Raw genomic sequence first — 17425 nt, 5'->3', positions numbered from 1 at the left:
GCAATCCCGCAGAGCCTGCACAATGCTGAAGCTCTGCGGGATTTCCTTATGCGCTCTAGGCCCTCGACGCGCTACTGCGTAGTACCAAAGTGCGGCGGCATATTCTCGCGGTAGAAAGCCTCACCGGTGACATCATCGTCACCGTCGCCTCCGGGCACCTGTGTGTCCCCGTCGAAATTCACGGTGCGCAGTTCGTCGCTACCCGCAACAGCGGAAGCAGCATGGGGTACCGGCCCGCTGGGGACATCGAAACTGCGATCGTAATTCTCAGCGGTCGACGGACGCTGAGCTCGACGACGGCGCGGACGCGAGGAGCGTGGCGTGGGTTCGGCCATTAGACGCTGGATTTCTGCAGCTGATCAACGAGGTGGTGCACCAGCGGCGTCAAAGTGGCCATGCCATCGCGCACCGCCGCGCGGGACGACGCGACGTTAACGATGACCGTTGACCCAGACACTCCCGAAATACCGCGGGAGATGCACGCATCCACCGCGCCACAAGCCTGGCCGGAAGAGCGCAACGCTTGCGCTACGCCCGGAACCATTTGGTCCAGCACTGCGCGGGTTGCCTCCGGAGTCTTATCACGCGGGCCGACTCCCGTGCCGCCAATCGTGAGCACCAAGTCGACTCCCCCGACCACGCCGGTCTCGATAGCCTGCCGGATCTTGGACTTCTTGGAGCGGACAATCACTGCGCCGTCAACGGTGAACTCGGCTTCAGCCAGCAGTTCACCAGCCAAGCGCGATGTGTCCTGGGCCGCCTCATCCGGGTGATCGGTGACGATCACAACGAGCGCGCGGCGTGGCGCTTGAACGCTTTGTTCTTGTTCGCTGGCAATGAGGAAGGCGTCATCGGGTTCGGTAACGTCATCGAGTTCGCGTGAGGCATCGCGCCCCAACAGCTCGGTTGCGTCGGTGTTGTCTGCCACGGAGGTTCTCCTTAAAGGTGGGACGGAATCTTCCGGAAGTAGTTTCTTGAAAAGGTGTCTGGGTGCGAGGCTCACGCGGCGCTGGCGCACCGCCCAAGTATTTGTAAACTTACTCGCTTGCCAGCGTTACCTCTACCTTTCTCGCATCTTCACTATCGCGACTCTTCACCTCAAGGGTGACGGTTGCACCAAACTCCTGGGAACGTGTTGCCGCGATCAGGGCATCGGAGCTTTCAATGAGGCGCTCATTAACGCGGGTGACCACGTCACCGGACTTCAGTCCTGCCTTATCAGCTGGGCTATCAGGTTCCACGTCGACAATCTCTGCACCTTGGGTCTCGCTCTGCGCGCGAACCTTAACACCCAAGGTGGGGTGCTTGACCCTGCCGTTATTAATGAGCTCATCGGCCATGCGCTTAGCAAAGTTCGAAGGAATTGCGAATCCCAAGCCAATGGAACCGCCTTCGGAACTCGAGCCACTCGACAGCGAGGCGATCATCGAGTTCATGCCAATGATGTTGCCCTCCATGTCCACCAAGGGGCCGCCGGAATTACCGGGGTTTACGGCTGCGTCGGTCTGAATGGCGTCGATCAACGAGGACTCCCCACCTTCCTGCGAGGCACGAACAGGGCGGTTCTTGGCTGACACAATTCCCGACGTCACCGTTGCGTTCAGCCCCAGCGGGGAACCAACGGCGACTACTTCTTGCCCCACTGCGGTAGCGTCCGAATCACCAAACTGGAGATAGGGCAGGTCATTGACATCATCAATCTTGATGACGCCTACGTCCGTCGTCGCATCCGACGCAATGAATGTAGCGCTATGACGCGAGCCGTCATTCATTGTCACTTCCAGACGCCCTCCTTGGTCTGCACCGGCAACCACGTGGTGATTGGTCAGCACATAGCCATCCGGGGAAATGATGGACCCGGAGCCCTCGGCACCGCCCGAGCGAGTTATGGAGTAAATGGAGACCACCGCTGGGAGAACCTTCGACGCCACGTCCTCCACAGAACCATCAGCTGGCTCTTGGCCGGTGCTATTTGCCACCGGCTGACGTTCCAATACTTCGTTGACGGTCGAAGTGGAAGACTTATCCTTGCCCGCTGCGCCGACAACCGCACCGGTGACACCGCCAGCACCAACGGCTGCGACGAGCATCATTGCCAGCGCAGTGCCCAGACCTATCTTGCGCTTATTCTTCTGATCGGGGCCCGGCTGCACGCCGTGCACGCCCGCACCTTGTTGTCCTGCATAAGGCTGCGTTGGATTCTGCGACTGCGGGCTGCTCTGATTGGGTTGGCCGAAGCCGTAGCTCGCTCCGCTATAAGGCGCTTGCGCGCCGTAAGAAGCCTGGGAGGGCTGAGCACCAAATGAAGGTCGGCTCCCCTGCCCTGGCTGGCCCCCATAAGGTGCCTGCCCGCCAGACTCCCACGAGTTGGTGCGCGGTTGATTCCAACCATTCGATTCGCTTCCCGCCGAAAATACCTCGCCGCGCTGTTGCGCCTGTCCCCGCCCATCAGAGTTCTGCGGGTTATCCATGGGACTATCCATGTTCGAATTCCTCATATTCATGTCAGGTAGTGTGCTCTTTCAAGCTGGTGCGCATCTGTCTCTGCTCTGCCAGTGTGCTAGGAAAAGCTGGACGTTTCCTGTGTGCACTGAGCTGGGGTGATCCATCGCACGTTAACCTTGATTGAACCACCGCTCGGCAAAGATTTTGCCGCGGTCATTGTGGTTCCCCGAATGTTCTCCGGAAGTCTCCTGTGCCTGTCCCGTCGCTTGTTGCGCAGCGGTCGAATCGAACTGAAACTCATTCGGCTGCTCTTCCAGGCCGTCCACCATGGCATCGCCCTCGGTAGGATGTCCCGGCAGGATGACTTCCATGCGCGTTCCCCCATCTGCAGATTCCTTGATGGTGATGGCTCCGTTGTGCCGCTCGAGCACGGATTTCACGATGGCCAACCCCAACCCGGATCCCGGCATCGCCCGGGCTTCCGCGGAACGGTAGAAGCGCTCAAAGACCTTGTCTCGTTCCTCCGGGGCAATACCGGGGCCGGAGTCATCCACGCGCAGGCGCACCTTATCTTGGGCCACCTGCTTCATCGATACGCGCACGGTGCCCGTCGCTGGAGACCACTTCGCGGCATTGTCCATGAGATTGAGCGTGGCGCGGCCCAAGGCAAACGGATCCCCGTCAAGGACCCACGGGATAAACCGCACACGGAAGTCGACGTCCGGGCGGCGACGCTTAGCTCGGTTGAGGGAATGCTCCAAAACCTCGTGCAGCTCCACCGGCTCGGGTTCCTTTTCGGTGGCATCTTCACGCGCCAAATCCACGAGGTCACCAATCAAAGTCGACAGCTCGGACATCTGAGCCATCACATCCTCTTCCAAATCACGCCGGTCCTCCTCACTGATGCCAAAGCCGCCACCGGACTTATTCAGCATCATGAGGAGCTCAATGTTGGTTCGCATGGACGTCAGCGGTGTTTTCAGCTCATGGCCGGCATCGGCCACGAATTGTGATTGCTGCACGCGCGCGTGTTGGAGTGCGGACAGCATTCGGTTGAAGGACACCGTCAGCTGCGACATCTCGTCGTTGCTCTCGACCGCAATCGGGCGCAGATCATTGGTTTGCGTCACATAATCAACCGCGCGCTTCAAGCGAGCGATGGGCTCCATGCCAGTCTTGGACACCACCATGCCGGCGAAGACGGACAGCAAAACGCCAAAGGCCACGATGATGAGCAGGGCCGAGCCTACTGCGGAGACGATGTCTTCGGTAGGCCCCAAGTCCTTAGCTAGGACTACCGTCGCACCGCCTTCTTGATACTTAGCCAGTACGCGCTCACCACCCAAAGTGCGGATGGAGCTTTCCATCCTGTCCCCATCCGACTTGAAGTCACCACCCACGGGCAGTGCATCACCGTAAGAAAACGCAACTGCAGGCGGAGAGACGGAGACCCGAGTCGAGGGGTTATAGAGCTTAAATGTCGCGATCTCTTGATCGATATTCTCTACAAAGGCCGGGTCCTGAGCTTGCTGCATCAGCACATCCGCTTGCTGCATGATCTGCCTATCGACGCTCGCCGTCATCGACGCTGCAACCAACCAGTAGGTCACAAAAGTCATTACTGCTACCGCAACGGCGACAACGACACCGGTAACTAGAGAAAGGCGCCACCGAAGCGGCGCCCGCGAAGCCCAGCCGCGACGGCCTGAGAGGCCCAGCCACGCAGTAGTATCTAGGGCTTCAGAAGGCACCGCGTCAGGCGCGGGCCTCCGCAGAATCACGCGATAGCCTCCCTCATGACGTAGCCAACGCCACGCACGGTGTGAATAAGACGCGGCTCGCCATTTTCTTCCGTCTTCTTACGGAGGTAACCGATGTAGACCTCAAGAGCGTTGCCGGAGGTCGGGAAATCATAGCCCCATACCTCTTCCAAGATGGTATTGCGGGAGAGCACCTTGCGGGGGTTCTCCATGAGCAGGCGCAGCAGGGCAAACTCAGTACGGGTCAGAGAAATCTGACGCTCGCCGCGGGTCACCTCACGCGTATCGGCATCGAGCTTGAGGTCCTCAAAGCTCAACTGGGTTTCAACCGGCTGCTTCTTTGCAATCGACTCCGCAGCGGCGCGGCGGACCAAGGAACGCACGCGGGCTAGCAACTCTTCCAGAGCGAAGGGCTTGGGCAGATAGTCATCGGCGCCGGCGTCTAGACCTGCAACGCGGTCAGACACTCCGTCGCGAGCCGTCAATACCAAAATGGGGCGGTCCCAACCTTCGCTGCGCAGGGTGCGACAGACCTCCAGACCATCCATGTTCGGCATCATCACATCGAGGATGAGAAGCTCTGGGTGCTCGCTGTGCACCATTTCGACAGCCTGTACGCCATCAGCGGCCAATATGACCTCGTAGCCATTAAACTTCAGAGAGCGGCGGAGCGATTCGCGTACAGCCTGCTCGTCATCGACGACAAGAATCTTCATAGTCTCAATTATGTCCTATCGGGGTTGAATTCTCGAAGTAGAACCCAGCCTGTCGCCCCCCTAATATTCACCCTTTAAGCACCACAATGGTCTACACGCGCGCCAAACAATTGGCCTACGCTGCACAAACAGTGGACACGACAACAAAACGAAAAATTTTCACGGATAACAAAAATCCCCGCGAATTCACGCAGAAAAGCGAATTCGCGGGGCAACAGTGGCGGCCCTAAGACCTCAACGCTACAAGCGCCTCAGAACTTAGAACTGCTCGACGTCTACCAGGCCAAGCTTGGCAGCCTTAACCAGGCGGCGCGGAATGCGCACGGTCTGGCCATCGATGGTGACTTCCTGGAGGGCGACATTGTCAGCCTTCCACTGGGAACGGCGAGAGTGGGTGTTCGCGCGGGACTTCTTAAACTTAGGAGTTGCCATCTTCTTCTATCCTCCTTACGCGTTCTTCTTCTTGCGGCGAGCCATTGCACCGAAGCGCTGGTTGAACTTCTCAACACGGCCAGCGGTATCCATAACGCGCTGTGCACCGGTCCAGAACGGGTGGGACTCAGCAGTCACGTCAACGACGATGAGCGGGTACTCGTTGCCGTCTTCCCACTCAACGGTGCGATCGGAGGTAGCGGTGGACTTGGTCAGGAAGGAGTGGCCGGTACCGGCGTCCTTAAAGACCACCGGGTGGTAATCCGGGTGGATATCTTTCTTCATATGTCGATTCCCTCAGGGTTGAACTACGGGTCGGTTCCTTCCGCAACGCTTCCCTTTTCGTACTATCGCACACCGTCGCTATGACGGCACCCGATGGCATATGGGGGCGTGAAAGGATCGTGCCCGAGTTGGGTCTCTATACTTACAAAATTGTGCGGCTCGCGCCGACAACTCGAAATATCCTACAGGCCAGCGGCATTAAAATCGAAATCGCCGCAGGACGCAGCCCGCGGGGCTAGCTATAGGATTCCCTCTCCAACGCCCTCGCCTGCACCTTCACCATGGAACAGTCGTCGACTAGACACAGACAATAGGCGCCAAAGCCCGCCAATATTTCAACGGTGATTAGGTTCTACAGTCCGCGGCATGTAAGATTTCCCCTTGCTGTTGTCAAAGTAATCGTTTTACGCCCTCATCAACTGGTGTTCAACGGATATACGCCTCCTGCTCAACCTCACTTTTTCGAGCGCCGCGCCTCACCGCGGAATAGGCACTCCGTTAGTCGCTTTCGATGTGGGCGGCTAGGAGAAAGAAGACCCATGTCGGCTATTTGCCAGGTAACGGGCCGCAAGCCGGAATTCGGCAAGCAGGTCTCGCACTCGCACCGCCGCACCTCGCGCCGTTGGAACCCCAACGTGCAGCGTCGTCGGTACTACCTGCCCTCTGAGGGCCGTACCATCACCCTGACCGTTTCCACCAAGGGCATGAAGATCATCGACCGCGATGGCATCGAGTCCGTCGTGGCTAAGATTCGCGCACGTGGGGAGAAGATCTAAAGATGGCACGTAATGACATCCGTCCAATCATCAAACTGAAGTCCACTGCGGGCACCGGTTACACCTACGTGACCCGTAAGAACAAGCGCAACAACCCGGATCGCATCACCTTGAAGAAGTTCGATCCGATCGTCCGCAAGCACGTCGAATTCCGCGAGGAGCGATAATTTATGGCTAAGAAGTCAAAGATCGCCAAGAACGAGCAGCGCAAGGAAATCGTCGCCCGCTACGCGGAGCGTCGCGCTGAGCTCAAGGCAATCATCAAGAACCCGAACACCCCGGACGAAGAGCGCCTCGAGGCGCAGTTCGAGCTGAACCGTCAGCCGCGCGACGCCGCCCGCGTCCGCGTCCGTAACCGCGACTCCGCTGATGGACGTCCGCGCGGTTACCTCCGCAAGTTCGGTCTGTCCCGTGTCCGTATGCGCGGCATGGCTCACCGTGGTGAGCTGCCGGGCGTTCGCAAGTCCAGCTGGTAAAGGGGTACCCATACAATGGCTGTCAAGCGTAATAATCACAAGAAGTTCCGTATGGAGCAGACCCGCCGCCCGAAGAAGAACCCGCTCAAGGCCGAGGGCATTGAGAAGGTTGACTACAAGGAGATCAAGACCCTGCGTCTGTTCATCTCCGACCGCGGCAAGATCCGCTCCCGTCGCGTCACCGGTCTGACCCCGCAGCAGCAGCGTCAGGTTGCTACTGCCGTCAAGAACGCACGCGAAATGGCTCTCCTGCCGTTCACGTCCCGCTAAACACTAGCTGGTTTCAACAGCGCACTTTTGCCGCTGTACTCGTGACACACTAGGACAGGACAAAAGAGCTTTTAGCCGCCGCCTACCTCCCCTGCTAAAAAGGGGAAGGTAGGCGGCGGCTTTCGTTTTCCTACCAGCAACCTTGTGCGCCCGTATCCACCCTGTCATGTTCAGTGCGCCCGTCCAGAGTGATAGATTGAAGGGCTAGAACGCCCCTGATGGAAAGGGAAACAAGGACCTTATGCCACTGCACGAATCCCTCACCGATCTCAGTGAACTCGCCACCCATTGCCACTCCCCTGCCCATGCCCGTGGTCTGCTGGAGGAGGCACAGGACCTGCTGCGCAACGCCACGGCCCACCGCGGAGATGGAGTTGAGCTCGCTGCCTGGTTTTCTCGCGTGGTCACCGATATTGTCCGCTCTCCCGGTCTGGCGAGCCCTGTGCGGCTCACCGGCGCCGCTGCCCGCGGCGATCTTCTCCCCTCGCTCCCCATCACGTGGCTGGGCACAGACGAACAGCTGGAGCAGATCATCACTGAAGCCGGCCTATCCTGTGGTGCGGTGCAAGACCTAGCATCGACGCGTGCGGATGCCGGCCTTCCCTTAGGCACGGGCGGCGAGGAGGAACTCTATGCCGAGGCAGTGTCTCAGCGGCCGGCACCGCTGAAACTCGTCGACGGTCTCCCCGACCGCTCTGCCGACGTGTCCATTCGTCTCTCCTTGCTCGCACCGGTGTCTGCCATCGCCCGCTGGGCGGCGCCAGCACCCCGCCCCACTCCAGACCGCCTCGCCATTGGCGTCGAGCGTGAGCTTCTTACCTCCGCCGAAGCGGAGGGGCTGAGCTTAGCTTGGGGCACGGGCATCGCCCTAGAGTTGGGTCGGTGGTACGAGGGCGTCGATCAGCACAGCGTTGTGCTGGCTGATTTGCCGCCTTTGGACCGTACCGCCTACGGTTCGGCGTGCCGCACTGTCTCTGCTGCTATCGAATCCATCGTGGCTAGGCACGGTAGTGTGGTTAGCTGTAGTCAAAGCTAAGCCGTGACGATCGCCGTTCGCGGCAGGGTGTAGGATTACTGACTTGCCGTCAGTTATTACATGAATTTTATCGAAGGGAGTCCGCCTCATGGCAGGGAGCGTTGGCAGGCCACGGAAGAATAGCCCACGCCGCCGGGGAAACACCGCGCGCGAGGAAATCCTGGATGCTTCATCCGAGCTCTTCACCACCCAGGGCTTTGCTACAACCTCCACGCACCAGATTGCCGATGCCGTCGGCATTCGGCAGGCCTCGCTGTACTACCACTTTCCTTCGAAGACGGATATCTTCCTCACTCTGCTCAATTCCACCATCGAGCCTTCGCTGGAACTCGCGGATGAGCTCGCTGCCTCAGACGCTGCGCCGGCACAACGCTTGTGGTCTCTCGTAGCCGCAGAGTCCCGCCTGCTGTTGACCTCGGCGTGGAATGTAGGCCGCCTGTATCAACTGCCGGTGGCAAACTCTCCGGAATTCGGCGAGTATCACGACCAGCGTGACCGCTTGAAGGAGCATTTCCGCACTGCTGCCGCGGAGATTGTGGGAGAGGATGATCCGCGCCTCGAGCTGCCCTTCCACATCGCGCTTTCCGTCATCGAGATGCGCCCCAACGATGGCAACGCACCATTTGATGCTTCGCAGCGCGTGCCGGAGCAGTCTGCCATGCTTGCCGACGCCGCCCTCGCAGTCCTCGGCGCCACCCCGCCTGAGGACGCCGAAGCGACCACGTTGGAGCTGCTCAAGAACCGCAACGACTCTATTTCCTCCGCCGCCGCGGCCGCGGCAGATCGGAAGAAGTCGACCCGCTAGCGGCTGTGCCAGATGTCTTAGCGGCCGTGCCGGATGGCATAGTGCGCGAGGAAGGTCTTATAGGGCTTATACGCCTTTTCACCGTCTGCTCGGAGGCTGTCCACTAGGCGATCCATCTTGTGATTCGTCTTCTTTTCCGTCCACCCCAGCTCCTCGGCGATCTCGCGGACCGAAGGGATATCAGCATCGGTGGAGCCCGGCTTCTTGAGGTAGCTGGCTAGCAGGCGCAGCAACTCTTCTTGCTCATCATTGGGAACGTGGCGGGTGCGCGTGCGCTCCTCATCGACATCCTGCTCGCGCTTTGTACGGCGCGAGTAGTTGCTGTTTTCCACGTCGATGTACAGCTCATAGGGGCATTCGGGGGTCTCAAAGGTAATCCGCGACGGCCCCGGTGGTACGGCCGCTACTGAGCGCGGGCCCAAGTCGATGCGCGAAAACCCCGTGACACCGCGCAGCTCGATGCGCAGTGGGATATGGCTGCCCACGTTGCAAATCATCCAGCCCTGCCCGCCGTACCACAGCTGAAAGAGCTGGCGGTGCAGGCTGAGGTCCTCCTCGCCGACCCGGAAGTCACCGGCGCGGCCGACAATGATTTCTTGGCCTGGGGACATAACCATCACGCCGCCGATCAAATCATCAATGCGCAGCCGCGGCCCCTGAGGAGCATTCTGCGGTGGGAGTGGCTGTTGCTGGCTCATAGACACCTCCGGAGGGCTGGGAAACGTGCGCACATCGCCATCCATCCCGGCGAGGTGCCTTCAAACAGTGTCTTTCAGTGTAACGGCACTCACTTTAGTTCCGCTCGCTAAGTTACTCCCCCACCCCGCTGGCGCTAGGCCACGATAGCCCACGTCACCACGAAGATGAGAATGATGACAACGACGGTCACCGTAATGATGAGGGCGTTTGAATTGTCCTTCGCAGGCGGCCTGTGGTTTGCTCGCTGCGGCGTGGAGCGGCGTTGCACGGTGGACCCCGGCATCGCCGGCGTAACCGGTGTAGAGGGTGAGACAGTCCCCGGGGACGCGATCGGATTCGAGGGGGCGACGAAGCCAGTGGGCCTTGCCCGCTCCACGGACCCGAAGGACGCGGAGGGTTCCTGCCAGCGTTGGGAAGCTTGAGAATGTTGGCCAAACTGGCTCGGCTGCCCGGCGCTTCCGGCATTTCGCGGCTGCTCCGGCCGTGGCGAAGGCTGCGGCGTGGGCGCGATACGCGGAGCATCGGCGGCGGGGGCCGATGCACGCTGGGCGGGGTGGGACTGGGAGACGTCGCCAAGCGCGGCGATGAAGTCCTGGGCCCGCGCATAGCGCTGCATGGGCACGCTGTTGAGCGCTTTATTCAGTACGGTCTGTACTTGCGATACCACTCGGCTTGTGTCCCCTGCCAGGAATTCGGCGAAGGCATCACTAGACAGATCCGGGATGCGCCGCTGCCCTTCCCACTCGCTGCGCGGCATCGTGTCCTTGAGGTGATGAAGAGTGAGCATCTCGAAGGCGATGAGCGCCAAGGAGTAGTCGTCCGCGCGCGCCGACATATCATCATCGCCATAAGCATTGCCGTTGTTCTCCGGGGCCAAGTATTTCTCAGTACCCACAATGTGACCGATTTTGGTCAGGCGAGATTGGCCTTCCTCAATGCTGATTCCGAAGTCACTTAGCACAGCCGGTGGCAAGCTGCCGGGGTTCTTGCGCAGCAGAATATTAGCGGGCTTGATGTCCCGATGCACCCACCCGGGATGCAACTCATGGTGCATATAATCCAGCGCCGAGGCAATTGGTTTGAGGTAATACACAACCTCAGCCACGCTAAAACCCCGGCCTTGGTGGGCCCGCTCACGGATAGCATGCCCCAGGGTTTTGCCATCGATGAAGGCCATGACCATCACGTCATCTCCGCGCGGGGTGGACTCCTTGGAATAAAACTGAACTACCCCTGGGTGGCTGCCGATCTTGGTGAGCGCCTTCATTTCATTATGGAAACGGGCGCGAGAAGCTTCATCACGGACATCATCCAACAGCACCTTGACGGCGAGCTCACGGGAAAGGTCCGGATCCGTGGCATGAAAGACCTGCCCCATGCCGCCTTCACCCAGCAGGTACACGTTGGTGTAGCGCTTCTGCTGGGTCAGCCATTGCACGAAGTAGGAATTAGTCACTGCCCCATTGGACCATATGCACTGGGCAGCATGATGTTGCCATGTCCCATCGCCCCCAAATGGAGGGTACTTAAGCGCGGTTCCGTCCGGTATTGCAAGGCCGGTTATGCTACGTGTTGTTCTCTACTGTTTTCCAAGGACCCTATGACGACCCCAGGATTTAGCACTAACTATCACGAGCATAAGACCCCTACACCGGTGTCGGGTCAGTCTCGACAGCCCCAATCGGAACAACGCAACCTCGTTCCGTTCATCTGCGCGATCGCAATTCTCATTGCGCTGGTGATTGCAGGCCTCGTGATCTGGTACGACGTCCGCTCCACCAGCCAACAAACGTCCAGCACCAGCGACACCTCAGAGCAGACAGCCCCGCAGGAGGAGGCAACCACCCCGGAGGACTCTCCTGCACAGAAAGATGGAAAAGCAGACGAGACAGAAGCACCGAGCGAGCAGGCTCCAGAAACATCAGTGAGCACCGGGGCTGCCGACGTCCCAGAGGGGCTCACTGCTGCCGGTTGGTCCGATTATCCTGAGGCACGCTGCCAACAGGGTGAGGATATGATCTTCGCCGCGCATGGCACCGATCCCGATTCACACATTGTGGTCTGTGAGAAACAGGACTCCCTCTTCTACCGCGGTGTCTGGTCCAGCGGCGCTGCCTTTGGCCCGGCGCGTGGTGAAGGTGATTCCTTCAGCGCCACGATTCTTGATCCAACCAGCAGGAAAGACACCGGCTCCGTGCTGAACATCCGCGGCACGGACTATGACATCGACGGCGAGGCCGGCGAATTCGAGGATTACTGGCCGCGCTAGCGCCTTAACATCGCTCGTGCTTCTTAAACTGCCCCCTGCTGGCATCCCGCATCGGGCCACTCGACCTCTGCGGTGGCCAGCTGTGTGACCACACGGCTCAGCATCTGCTGTGCTTCGCCATAATCGCCGGAAGGCGCTGCGGCATAGATCGCCACCGCCACCGTGTGCCCGCCTAGGGTGATTAATCCCATCTGGCGGGCTTCATAGGAGCCGTCCTCGGCCGGCCCCCAGCCGCCTTTCATCACCGCGCCCTCTAAAGTCCGGAGACCATAGTTCTGCGCGGGATCCGGCTGCCCCATGGCTGCAAGGATTGGATCCGCGCCTTCTTGGCACCCCAGCGCTGCGATGAATTCTGCCTGCTCGGACACCGACCACTGGGTTTGACCGAAGGCGCTGAAACCGGGGCGCGGTGGCGTAGCGGGGACCGTGGTTGTGCCAATGATGGCCTGGGTGGCTTGTGCGGCCTGTTCTCCCCCACCGAGGGCCTCCCAGAGAGAATCCGCCGCGGCGTTATCGGAATACGTGATTGCCCGGGATACAGTATCTGGGTCCGCCACCCCGGCGCGTTCGGCGGCGATGGCCAACGGGACTTTCACGGTGGACCACGCAGGCAGCGGGCCGGTGTTGCCGGCCGCTGCGACGGTTCCTGAGCCGGCCACCGCGATTCCGGTACCGGGGTTGTCTGCGGCGATGGCGTCGACGGCTTCCTGAAGGTCGGTAGCTTTAATCACGGTTGGTTCCTTGTCAAGGGCTGAGTCAGCGGCGGGTCCATCAGATACCTCTGCCCCGGAATCAGGCAGCGTGGGCTGTGGGCTGCTCGCCGGAGCGCTGGGCTCAGGTGTGGAGACATCACCAATGGTGCAGGCGCTTAGCGACGCCCCCGCGATCCCCACCAGCGCTGCTAGTACTGCCCTCCGGCGCCGCGGCTGTGCAGGGCTGTGACGTCGCTGTGCTACCTGTTTCATTGTTGACCGCCTAAGCATTAGAGGATGAGCACAACCGCGTTGTTGCCGCCGGTACAGGTGACAAATTCACCGTTATCGGAGCAATCCATGGTGTAGGTGATCTTGGTAACTGGGCTGAAAGCCTTAATGGTGGCATCAAACTCGTGGGTTTCCACGTAGTGCTTGACGTACTCATCGCGCACAACGTTGGCAAAGGACTCCGTCGTCACCACAGTTCCACGGTAGACGCTGTTGAAGTTGCCGCCCGGTTCGTTGTTGCGTGCGGCGTCGTTTGCCGGAATCGCCCCCTCAGGCAAGTCAGGGTGCTCGGGGCGCTTTGGTGACTGCGAGGTCGTCGTGGGCTGCTCTGTCGTCTTTTCAGAGCTCTCCGCGTTCGACTCTTCTTCCTGTGCGCTCTCGTTCTGCTCGGTGAGTTGCGCGGTGGTCAGGGGCGAGCCGGCTTGGGAATTTGAGTCGGCATGTTTGAAGAAAAAGATGTAGGCCAGCGCAGCCATAACGAGGACGACCGCCAGGATCAGCACGGCGATAAGCACAAATTTGCCAGAGTTAGAAGAGCTGCCGCTTCCGCCACCCTCCTGAGAATAGCCAGCGGGGTACCCTGTTGGCTGCTGGTTATACTGTCCGCTACCGTCCTGCGGTATTTGCTGGGACGAGAATTGCTGCGTCTGGAACTGCTGTTGTTGGCCGTACTGGCCCGATGCGCCGGGGGCGACAAAGGGGTTCGAGTAATTGCGTTCTCCGGATTGCGCATAATTCTGATTGTTTCCCGTGTTCTGCGGGTAGCTCTGGGGCGGCAGGGGGCGCTGTTGCGTCGGCGGCGCTTCAAAATCCGCGGTTTCCGGGTGGGTATCTTTACGGGAAGGCTGCGGCTGGCCGCTATTTCCCTGCGGGTGCTGCGCGCCGAATCCATGGTTGCGATCTGAATCAGTCACCGAAGCCTCCGTAGATCTAGACGTTCTGGGTATGCCCTATAGGCGTTTTCTATCTTTCTTATCTTTGCACAGGTACTACGGTTGCGGTGAGGTTCGTGCATCGTTCTTCAGTCACGACGCCGTGTTTCCACGACTTTTTCGATTCTGGTGGGGACTATTCCCACGAGTTTGCATCTCTGCCCGCGCGGGCAGCGGTAGAGGGTTTAGATTATTAGAGGTATCTCAATGCTCTATCTCCCCTGTGCACGGAAAGGTTGTTATTCTCCCAGCCATGACGTTTCCTACCGGCCCTTCGGGCACTCCGCCACGCAATTCCGGTTCCTCCGGCTTCGGTTCACCCGCTCCGGGGTTTGGCCTCCCCGGCACCCCCGGCAGTGCTAACGGCCCGGGTGGCGGTTTTGGTGCTCCGTCCGGCCCACCCAGCCCGTCTGGGCCACAACAGTCCGGCCCGGGCGGTCCTCCGGGCGGGTTCGGCAACACTCCACCGTTTGGCGGGCAATCTGCTGGCCCCAGCTCGCAGCCTTTCGGCGGGAGTGCTCCAACTCCGCCGAGTCCGCCTCAACCCACAACGTACACCGCTCCGGAACCGCCGAAGGGCAAAGGTCGTTTCAGCGGTGCCATCGCCGAGCTGATTGCTCTGCTCGTCATCCTGGCGGTCATCCTCGGCGTCGGTGCATGGTTTATCTGGGGACGCGAGTCGTCCGACTCAAGCCACACCGGTGCATCCTCTGAACCGACCTCAACAGCTTCGCTTTCGGGATCTCCTCTTGCCACCAGCGGCCGTATCGATACCGACCTGGAAGCTGACGGCGTGGTCATTGCCCGCACCTTCTTCCCGGATTCCTATGTCTCGCGCTCCGGCAGCACCAACATCGCTGATGTACAGATGGCCGAAGGCCATAGCCAACTCAACGCGGTCTTTGGTTTCAGCGATGACCGGGAAAATACCGATGTTGCCAGCGCCACCGTTACCGTCAACGGTGCTGACGGTACTGAGTTGGCCTCCTTCGAGGTCCCGGCAGAGGAAGCTCTCGAGATGCCCATCAACATCGCAGACCACCAGGACCTGCGCTTTACTTTTACGTATAAGGACGCCAACGGCAATCCCGCGGACAACACTGGCTTCGCGGTGGCTTCCCTCCACGCGCAGTAGCGCCCCCGGCGGGCCTAAACGCAGTGGTGCCGAAGCTGCCCGAGTTGCCAAAGTTATAGCCGCTGACCGCCGCGTTGGCGGCGCATAACTTCGTCGTTTAGGGCAGTAGTTTTCCTCTAGGGACAGCTCCCATGTATGCGAAAGCCGCCTCCCGTTCCCACGCAGTGACGCGCGCGAATGAAGACGGCGGCAGTGCGCTGCACACGGCAGCGCCACATTTACGCTCTAGTGGAAGAAGTGGCGAGTACCGGTGAAGTACATCGTCACCCCGGCCTTCTTGGCGGCCTCGATGACTTCCTCATCGCGGATGGAGCCACCTGGCTGCACCACGGCCTTCACGCCGGCTTCGAGGAGAACCTCAAGGCCATCGGCAAACGGGAAGAAAGCATCGGAAGCAGCGAAGGAACCTTCGGTGCGGTTGGCGCCGTCGGCCAGCGTGTTAGCGCGCTCCACCGCGAGCTTGGCGGAATCGACGCGGTTGACCTGACCCATGCCGACACCCACGGTGGCGTTGTCCTTGGCCAGCAGGATGGCGTTGGACTTCACCGCGCGCACGGAGCGCCAGGCGAATTCGAGCTGCGCCAAGTCAGACTCGTTCAGTGCTTCACCGGCAGCCAGCGTCCAGTTGGCCGGGTTATCGCCCTCTGCCTGGTAGGTATCCGGCTCTTGGGTGAGCATGCCACCGGAGATAAACTTAACTTCCTCCTTAGGCGCTTCATGCTCTGCCTGCAGCACGCGCAGGTTCTTCTTGGCCTTGAGAACCTCGATGGCGCCTTCCTCGTAGGACGGAGCCACAATAACCTCGGTGAAAATCTCCTTGACCTGCTCGGCCATCTCCACGGTGACCTCGCGGTTCACAGCGATGACTCCGCCAAAGGCAGACATCGGGTCGCAGGCGTGGGCCGCGCGGTGAGCAGCAGCAATCGACTCCTCAGACACCGCGATGCCGCACGGGTTGGCGTGCTTGATGATGGCCACGCACGGGCGCTCGTGATCCCAGGCGGCGCGCCAAGCGGCGTCCGCATCCTGGTAGTTGTTGTAGCTCATCTCCTTGCCGTTGAACTGCTTCGCATTGGCCAAACCAGTGGTGCCGATGCGGGTCACGGTCGCGGACTGGTGGGAGTTCTCGCCGTAGCGGAGCGGGGTGGTCACCTCGCCCTCGCTGAGCTGCTCGACGAACCATGCGGACACCGCGGCGTCGTAATCAGCGGTGTGCAGGAAAGCATCGCGGGCGAGGCCACGACGCTCTTCCAAGGTGAAGCCGCCGTTGGCCACAGCGTCAGCCACATCGCCGTAGCGGGCTGGATCCACGACCACAGCAACAGACGGGTGGTTCTTGGCAGCCGCACGCACCATGGACGGTCCGCCGATATCGATCTGCTCCACGCAGCCATCAAAGTCTGCGCCGGAAGCCACAGTCTCGCGGAAGGGGTACAGGTTAACCACGACGAGCTGGAAGGGCTCTACCTCCAGCTCCTCCAACTGCTTCAGGTGGTCCTCCTTGCGGGTATCCGCGAGGATTCCTGCGTGCACGCGCGGGTGCAGGGTCTTCACACGGCCTTCGAGGCACTCCGGGAAGCCGGTGAGCTTCTCGACGGGCGTGACATCAATGCCCAAGTCCGCGATCTTCTTCGCGGTGGAACCGGTGGAAACAATCTCCACGCCAGCGTTATCAAGTGACCGGGCAAGGTCTTCCAGACCGGTCTTGTCATAAACACTAATTAGCGCGCGCTTGATGTTCTTAGGATCTTCGCTCATGGTACGGGGACTTAAGCCTTCCTTGCGGTAATGAGATAGTTAGAGCTGAATGCTGAGTTCCTCGCCCTTTACGCGCGTGGCGCGAAGGACGGCAACGATGAGTTCTCTTTCGACCACTTTGATGCGCTCGTGCAAACTGGCCTCATCATCCTCTGGCAGGACCCGGACGGGTTCCTGGGCAATGATGGAGCCGGTATCGACACCCGCATCAACGAAATGGACAGTCGAGCCTGTGACCTTGGCGCCATAAGCCAGCGCATCGCGCACGCCATGCGCGCCTTTGAAGGCAGGCAAGAGCGCAGGATGAGTATTGATGGTGCGACCTTCGAAGCGATCCAGAAAATCCTTCCCCAGGATCTTCATAAACCCTGCTGAAACAACAACGCCTGGTTGCGCAGTATCCACTGCAGCAACCAGACGCTTATTCCATTCGGTGCGGTCAGCACCCATCTCTACAACCTCGGTGGCGATTCCCGCCGCCTGTGCACGCTCAATGCCTTGGCAGGGCACGTCCGCGATGACTTTCACAACGCTGTAGTGCTCATCCTGGCCATCCAAGATGGCCTGCAATAAAGAGCCGGTTCCAGAAACCAGAACCACAACGTTGAGGCGGGCAGTAGCAACGGGCTGATGCGGTGTAGTCACGCG

The 17425-nt window shown here is 60.1% G+C and carries 21 protein-coding genes; 8 read left to right on the top strand and 13 right to left on the bottom strand.

Annotated elements, in window-relative coordinates; all coding sequences use genetic code 11:
- Nucleotides 1-71 precede the first annotated feature (71 nt).
- From HMPREF2743_RS07570 to HMPREF2743_RS07540, 7 genes are all read right to left on the bottom strand, one after another.
- On the bottom strand, nucleotides 72-335 hold the full coding sequence (locus HMPREF2743_RS07570) for a hypothetical protein (protein ID WP_070529347.1): 264 nt from the start codon (nucleotides 333-335) through the stop codon (nucleotides 72-74).
- Entirely contained in the window at nucleotides 335-928 is a 594-nt protein-coding gene (locus HMPREF2743_RS07565; protein WP_070818507.1) for a MogA/MoaB family molybdenum cofactor biosynthesis protein, read from the bottom strand. The genes HMPREF2743_RS07570 and HMPREF2743_RS07565 overlap by 1 nt, the downstream gene beginning before the upstream one ends.
- Before the next feature lie 109 nt (nucleotides 929-1037).
- Complete coding sequence (locus HMPREF2743_RS07560) at nucleotides 1038-2504, bottom strand: trypsin-like peptidase domain-containing protein (RefSeq protein ID WP_070529350.1); 1467 nt, start codon at nucleotides 2502-2504, stop codon at nucleotides 1038-1040.
- Between the two features lie 111 nt (nucleotides 2505-2615).
- Nucleotides 2616-4064 (bottom strand): sensor histidine kinase, encoded by a 1449-nt coding sequence (locus tag HMPREF2743_RS07555; protein WP_246824478.1) that lies wholly within the window; start codon nucleotides 4062-4064, stop codon nucleotides 2616-2618.
- Nucleotides 4065-4222: 158 nt separating this feature from the next.
- Nucleotides 4223-4921, bottom strand: coding sequence for a response regulator transcription factor (locus tag HMPREF2743_RS07550; RefSeq protein ID WP_070529354.1), 699 nt, complete (start codon nucleotides 4919-4921; stop codon nucleotides 4223-4225).
- Nucleotides 4922-5179: 258 nt separating this feature from the next.
- Nucleotides 5180-5353: a 50S ribosomal protein L32 gene (gene rpmF, locus HMPREF2743_RS07545; protein WP_010187615.1), complete on the bottom strand. Its 174-nt coding sequence runs from the start codon at nucleotides 5351-5353 to the stop codon at nucleotides 5180-5182.
- A gap of 15 nt (nucleotides 5354-5368) precedes the next feature.
- The gene (locus HMPREF2743_RS07540) at nucleotides 5369-5638 is read right to left on the bottom strand and encodes a type B 50S ribosomal protein L31 (RefSeq protein ID WP_005530151.1); all 270 of its coding nucleotides are present in this window, start codon (nucleotides 5636-5638) and stop codon (nucleotides 5369-5371) included.
- 539 nt (nucleotides 5639-6177) lie between these two features.
- Here HMPREF2743_RS07540 and rpmB point away from each other — a divergent pair.
- From rpmB to HMPREF2743_RS07510, 6 genes are all read left to right on the top strand, one after another.
- Nucleotides 6178-6414, top strand: coding sequence for a 50S ribosomal protein L28 (gene rpmB / locus HMPREF2743_RS07535; protein WP_010187623.1), 237 nt, complete (start codon nucleotides 6178-6180; stop codon nucleotides 6412-6414).
- A 2-nt stretch (nucleotides 6415-6416) separates the two neighbouring features.
- Nucleotides 6417-6581, top strand: coding sequence for a 50S ribosomal protein L33 (gene rpmG, locus HMPREF2743_RS07530; RefSeq protein ID WP_010187624.1), 165 nt, complete (start codon nucleotides 6417-6419; stop codon nucleotides 6579-6581).
- Between the two features lie 3 nt (nucleotides 6582-6584).
- Nucleotides 6585-6890 (top strand): 30S ribosomal protein S14, encoded by a 306-nt coding sequence (gene rpsN / locus HMPREF2743_RS07525; protein WP_010187625.1) that lies wholly within the window; start codon nucleotides 6585-6587, stop codon nucleotides 6888-6890.
- Between the two features lie 15 nt (nucleotides 6891-6905).
- A complete protein-coding gene (rpsR, locus tag HMPREF2743_RS07520; RefSeq protein WP_010187626.1) occupies nucleotides 6906-7160 on the top strand; it encodes a 30S ribosomal protein S18 in 255 nt (84 codons plus the stop codon).
- 241 nt (nucleotides 7161-7401) lie between these two features.
- The gene (locus tag HMPREF2743_RS07515; protein WP_070529356.1) at nucleotides 7402-8196 is read left to right on the top strand and encodes a hypothetical protein; all 795 of its coding nucleotides are present in this window, start codon (nucleotides 7402-7404) and stop codon (nucleotides 8194-8196) included.
- 88 nt (nucleotides 8197-8284) lie between these two features.
- Nucleotides 8285-9001: a TetR/AcrR family transcriptional regulator gene (locus tag HMPREF2743_RS07510; protein WP_070529358.1), complete on the top strand. Its 717-nt coding sequence runs from the start codon at nucleotides 8285-8287 to the stop codon at nucleotides 8999-9001.
- Nucleotides 9002-9018: 17 nt separating this feature from the next.
- On the opposite strand, the gene HMPREF2743_RS07505 is transcribed toward HMPREF2743_RS07510, so the two are convergent.
- Nucleotides 9019-9699: a DNA-binding response regulator gene (locus HMPREF2743_RS07505; RefSeq protein ID WP_246818785.1), complete on the bottom strand. Its 681-nt coding sequence runs from the start codon at nucleotides 9697-9699 to the stop codon at nucleotides 9019-9021.
- Nucleotides 9700-9833: 134 nt separating this feature from the next.
- Nucleotides 9834-11156, bottom strand: coding sequence for a serine/threonine protein kinase (locus HMPREF2743_RS07500; protein ID WP_070745787.1), 1323 nt, complete (start codon nucleotides 11154-11156; stop codon nucleotides 9834-9836).
- 144 nt (nucleotides 11157-11300) lie between these two features.
- Here HMPREF2743_RS07500 and HMPREF2743_RS07495 point away from each other — a divergent pair, with 144 nt between their 5' ends.
- Nucleotides 11301-11969 (top strand): hypothetical protein, encoded by a 669-nt coding sequence (locus HMPREF2743_RS07495; RefSeq protein ID WP_070529364.1) that lies wholly within the window; start codon nucleotides 11301-11303, stop codon nucleotides 11967-11969.
- 23 nt (nucleotides 11970-11992) lie between these two features.
- On the opposite strand, the gene HMPREF2743_RS07490 is transcribed toward HMPREF2743_RS07495, so the two are convergent.
- A complete protein-coding gene (locus tag HMPREF2743_RS07490; protein ID WP_246818786.1) occupies nucleotides 11993-12934 on the bottom strand; it encodes a serine hydrolase in 942 nt (313 codons plus the stop codon).
- A 17-nt stretch (nucleotides 12935-12951) separates the two neighbouring features.
- A complete protein-coding gene (locus tag HMPREF2743_RS07485; RefSeq protein WP_070745790.1) occupies nucleotides 12952-13866 on the bottom strand; it encodes a hypothetical protein in 915 nt (304 codons plus the stop codon).
- Between the two features lie 271 nt (nucleotides 13867-14137).
- Between HMPREF2743_RS07485 and HMPREF2743_RS07480 the strand changes: the two genes are divergently transcribed.
- Nucleotides 14138-15019, top strand: a complete 882-nt coding sequence (locus HMPREF2743_RS07480; RefSeq protein WP_070818505.1) for a flagellar basal body-associated FliL family protein — start codon at nucleotides 14138-14140, stop codon at nucleotides 15017-15019.
- A 225-nt stretch (nucleotides 15020-15244) separates the two neighbouring features.
- On the opposite strand, the gene purH is transcribed toward HMPREF2743_RS07480, so the two are convergent.
- Complete coding sequence (purH, locus tag HMPREF2743_RS07475; RefSeq protein ID WP_070529372.1) at nucleotides 15245-16777, bottom strand: bifunctional phosphoribosylaminoimidazolecarboxamide formyltransferase/IMP cyclohydrolase; 1533 nt, start codon at nucleotides 16775-16777, stop codon at nucleotides 15245-15247.
- Between the two features lie 39 nt (nucleotides 16778-16816).
- Complete coding sequence (gene purN / locus HMPREF2743_RS07470; protein ID WP_070529374.1) at nucleotides 16817-17422, bottom strand: phosphoribosylglycinamide formyltransferase; 606 nt, start codon at nucleotides 17420-17422, stop codon at nucleotides 16817-16819.
- Between the last annotated feature and the right edge of the window lie 3 nt (nucleotides 17423-17425).

The sequence above is a fragment of the Corynebacterium sp. HMSC036D02 genome (genome assembly GCF_001836165.1).
GTDB lineage: Bacteria > Actinomycetota > Actinomycetes > Mycobacteriales > Mycobacteriaceae > Corynebacterium.
Note: the sequence above shows the minus strand (reverse complement) of the source record. Positions and strands in the feature narration are given on the sequence as shown.

Excerpts from the sequence above, each read along its gene's own strand:
- HMPREF2743_RS07555 (WP_246824478.1), bottom strand. The coding sequence starts at position 4,064 with ATGACTTTTGTGACCTACTGGTTGGTTGCAGCGTCGATGACGGCGAGC.
- rpsN (WP_010187625.1), top strand. The coding sequence starts at position 6,585 with ATGGCTAAGAAGTCAAAGATCGCCAAGAACGAGCAGCGCAAGGAAATC.
- HMPREF2743_RS07560 (WP_070529350.1), bottom strand. The coding sequence starts at position 2,504 with ATGAATATGAGGAATTCGAACATGGATAGTCCCATGGATAACCCGCAG.
- HMPREF2743_RS07570 (WP_070529347.1), bottom strand. The coding sequence starts at position 335 with ATGGCCGAACCCACGCCACGCTCCTCGCGTCCGCGCCGTCGTCGAGCT.
- HMPREF2743_RS07510 (WP_070529358.1), top strand. The coding sequence starts at position 8,285 with ATGGCAGGGAGCGTTGGCAGGCCACGGAAGAATAGCCCACGCCGCCGG.
- rpmB (WP_010187623.1), top strand. The coding sequence starts at position 6,178 with ATGTCGGCTATTTGCCAGGTAACGGGCCGCAAGCCGGAATTCGGCAAG.
- HMPREF2743_RS07540 (WP_005530151.1), bottom strand. The coding sequence starts at position 5,638 with ATGAAGAAAGATATCCACCCGGATTACCACCCGGTGGTCTTTAAGGAC.
- HMPREF2743_RS07480 (WP_070818505.1), top strand. The coding sequence starts at position 14,138 with ATGACGTTTCCTACCGGCCCTTCGGGCACTCCGCCACGCAATTCCGGT.
- rpmF (WP_010187615.1), bottom strand. The coding sequence starts at position 5,353 with ATGGCAACTCCTAAGTTTAAGAAGTCCCGCGCGAACACCCACTCTCGC.
- rpsR (WP_010187626.1), top strand. The coding sequence starts at position 6,906 with ATGGCTGTCAAGCGTAATAATCACAAGAAGTTCCGTATGGAGCAGACC.
- HMPREF2743_RS07550 (WP_070529354.1), bottom strand. The coding sequence starts at position 4,921 with ATGAAGATTCTTGTCGTCGATGACGAGCAGGCTGTACGCGAATCGCTC.
- HMPREF2743_RS07495 (WP_070529364.1), top strand. The coding sequence starts at position 11,301 with ATGACGACCCCAGGATTTAGCACTAACTATCACGAGCATAAGACCCCT.
- rpmG (WP_010187624.1), top strand. The coding sequence starts at position 6,417 with ATGGCACGTAATGACATCCGTCCAATCATCAAACTGAAGTCCACTGCG.
- HMPREF2743_RS07505 (WP_246818785.1), bottom strand. The coding sequence starts at position 9,699 with ATGAGCCAGCAACAGCCACTCCCACCGCAGAATGCTCCTCAGGGGCCG.
- purH (WP_070529372.1), bottom strand. The coding sequence starts at position 16,777 with ATGAGCGAAGATCCTAAGAACATCAAGCGCGCGCTAATTAGTGTTTAT.
- HMPREF2743_RS07490 (WP_246818786.1), bottom strand. The coding sequence starts at position 12,934 with ATGAAACAGGTAGCACAGCGACGTCACAGCCCTGCACAGCCGCGGCGC.
- HMPREF2743_RS07515 (WP_070529356.1), top strand. The coding sequence starts at position 7,402 with ATGCCACTGCACGAATCCCTCACCGATCTCAGTGAACTCGCCACCCAT.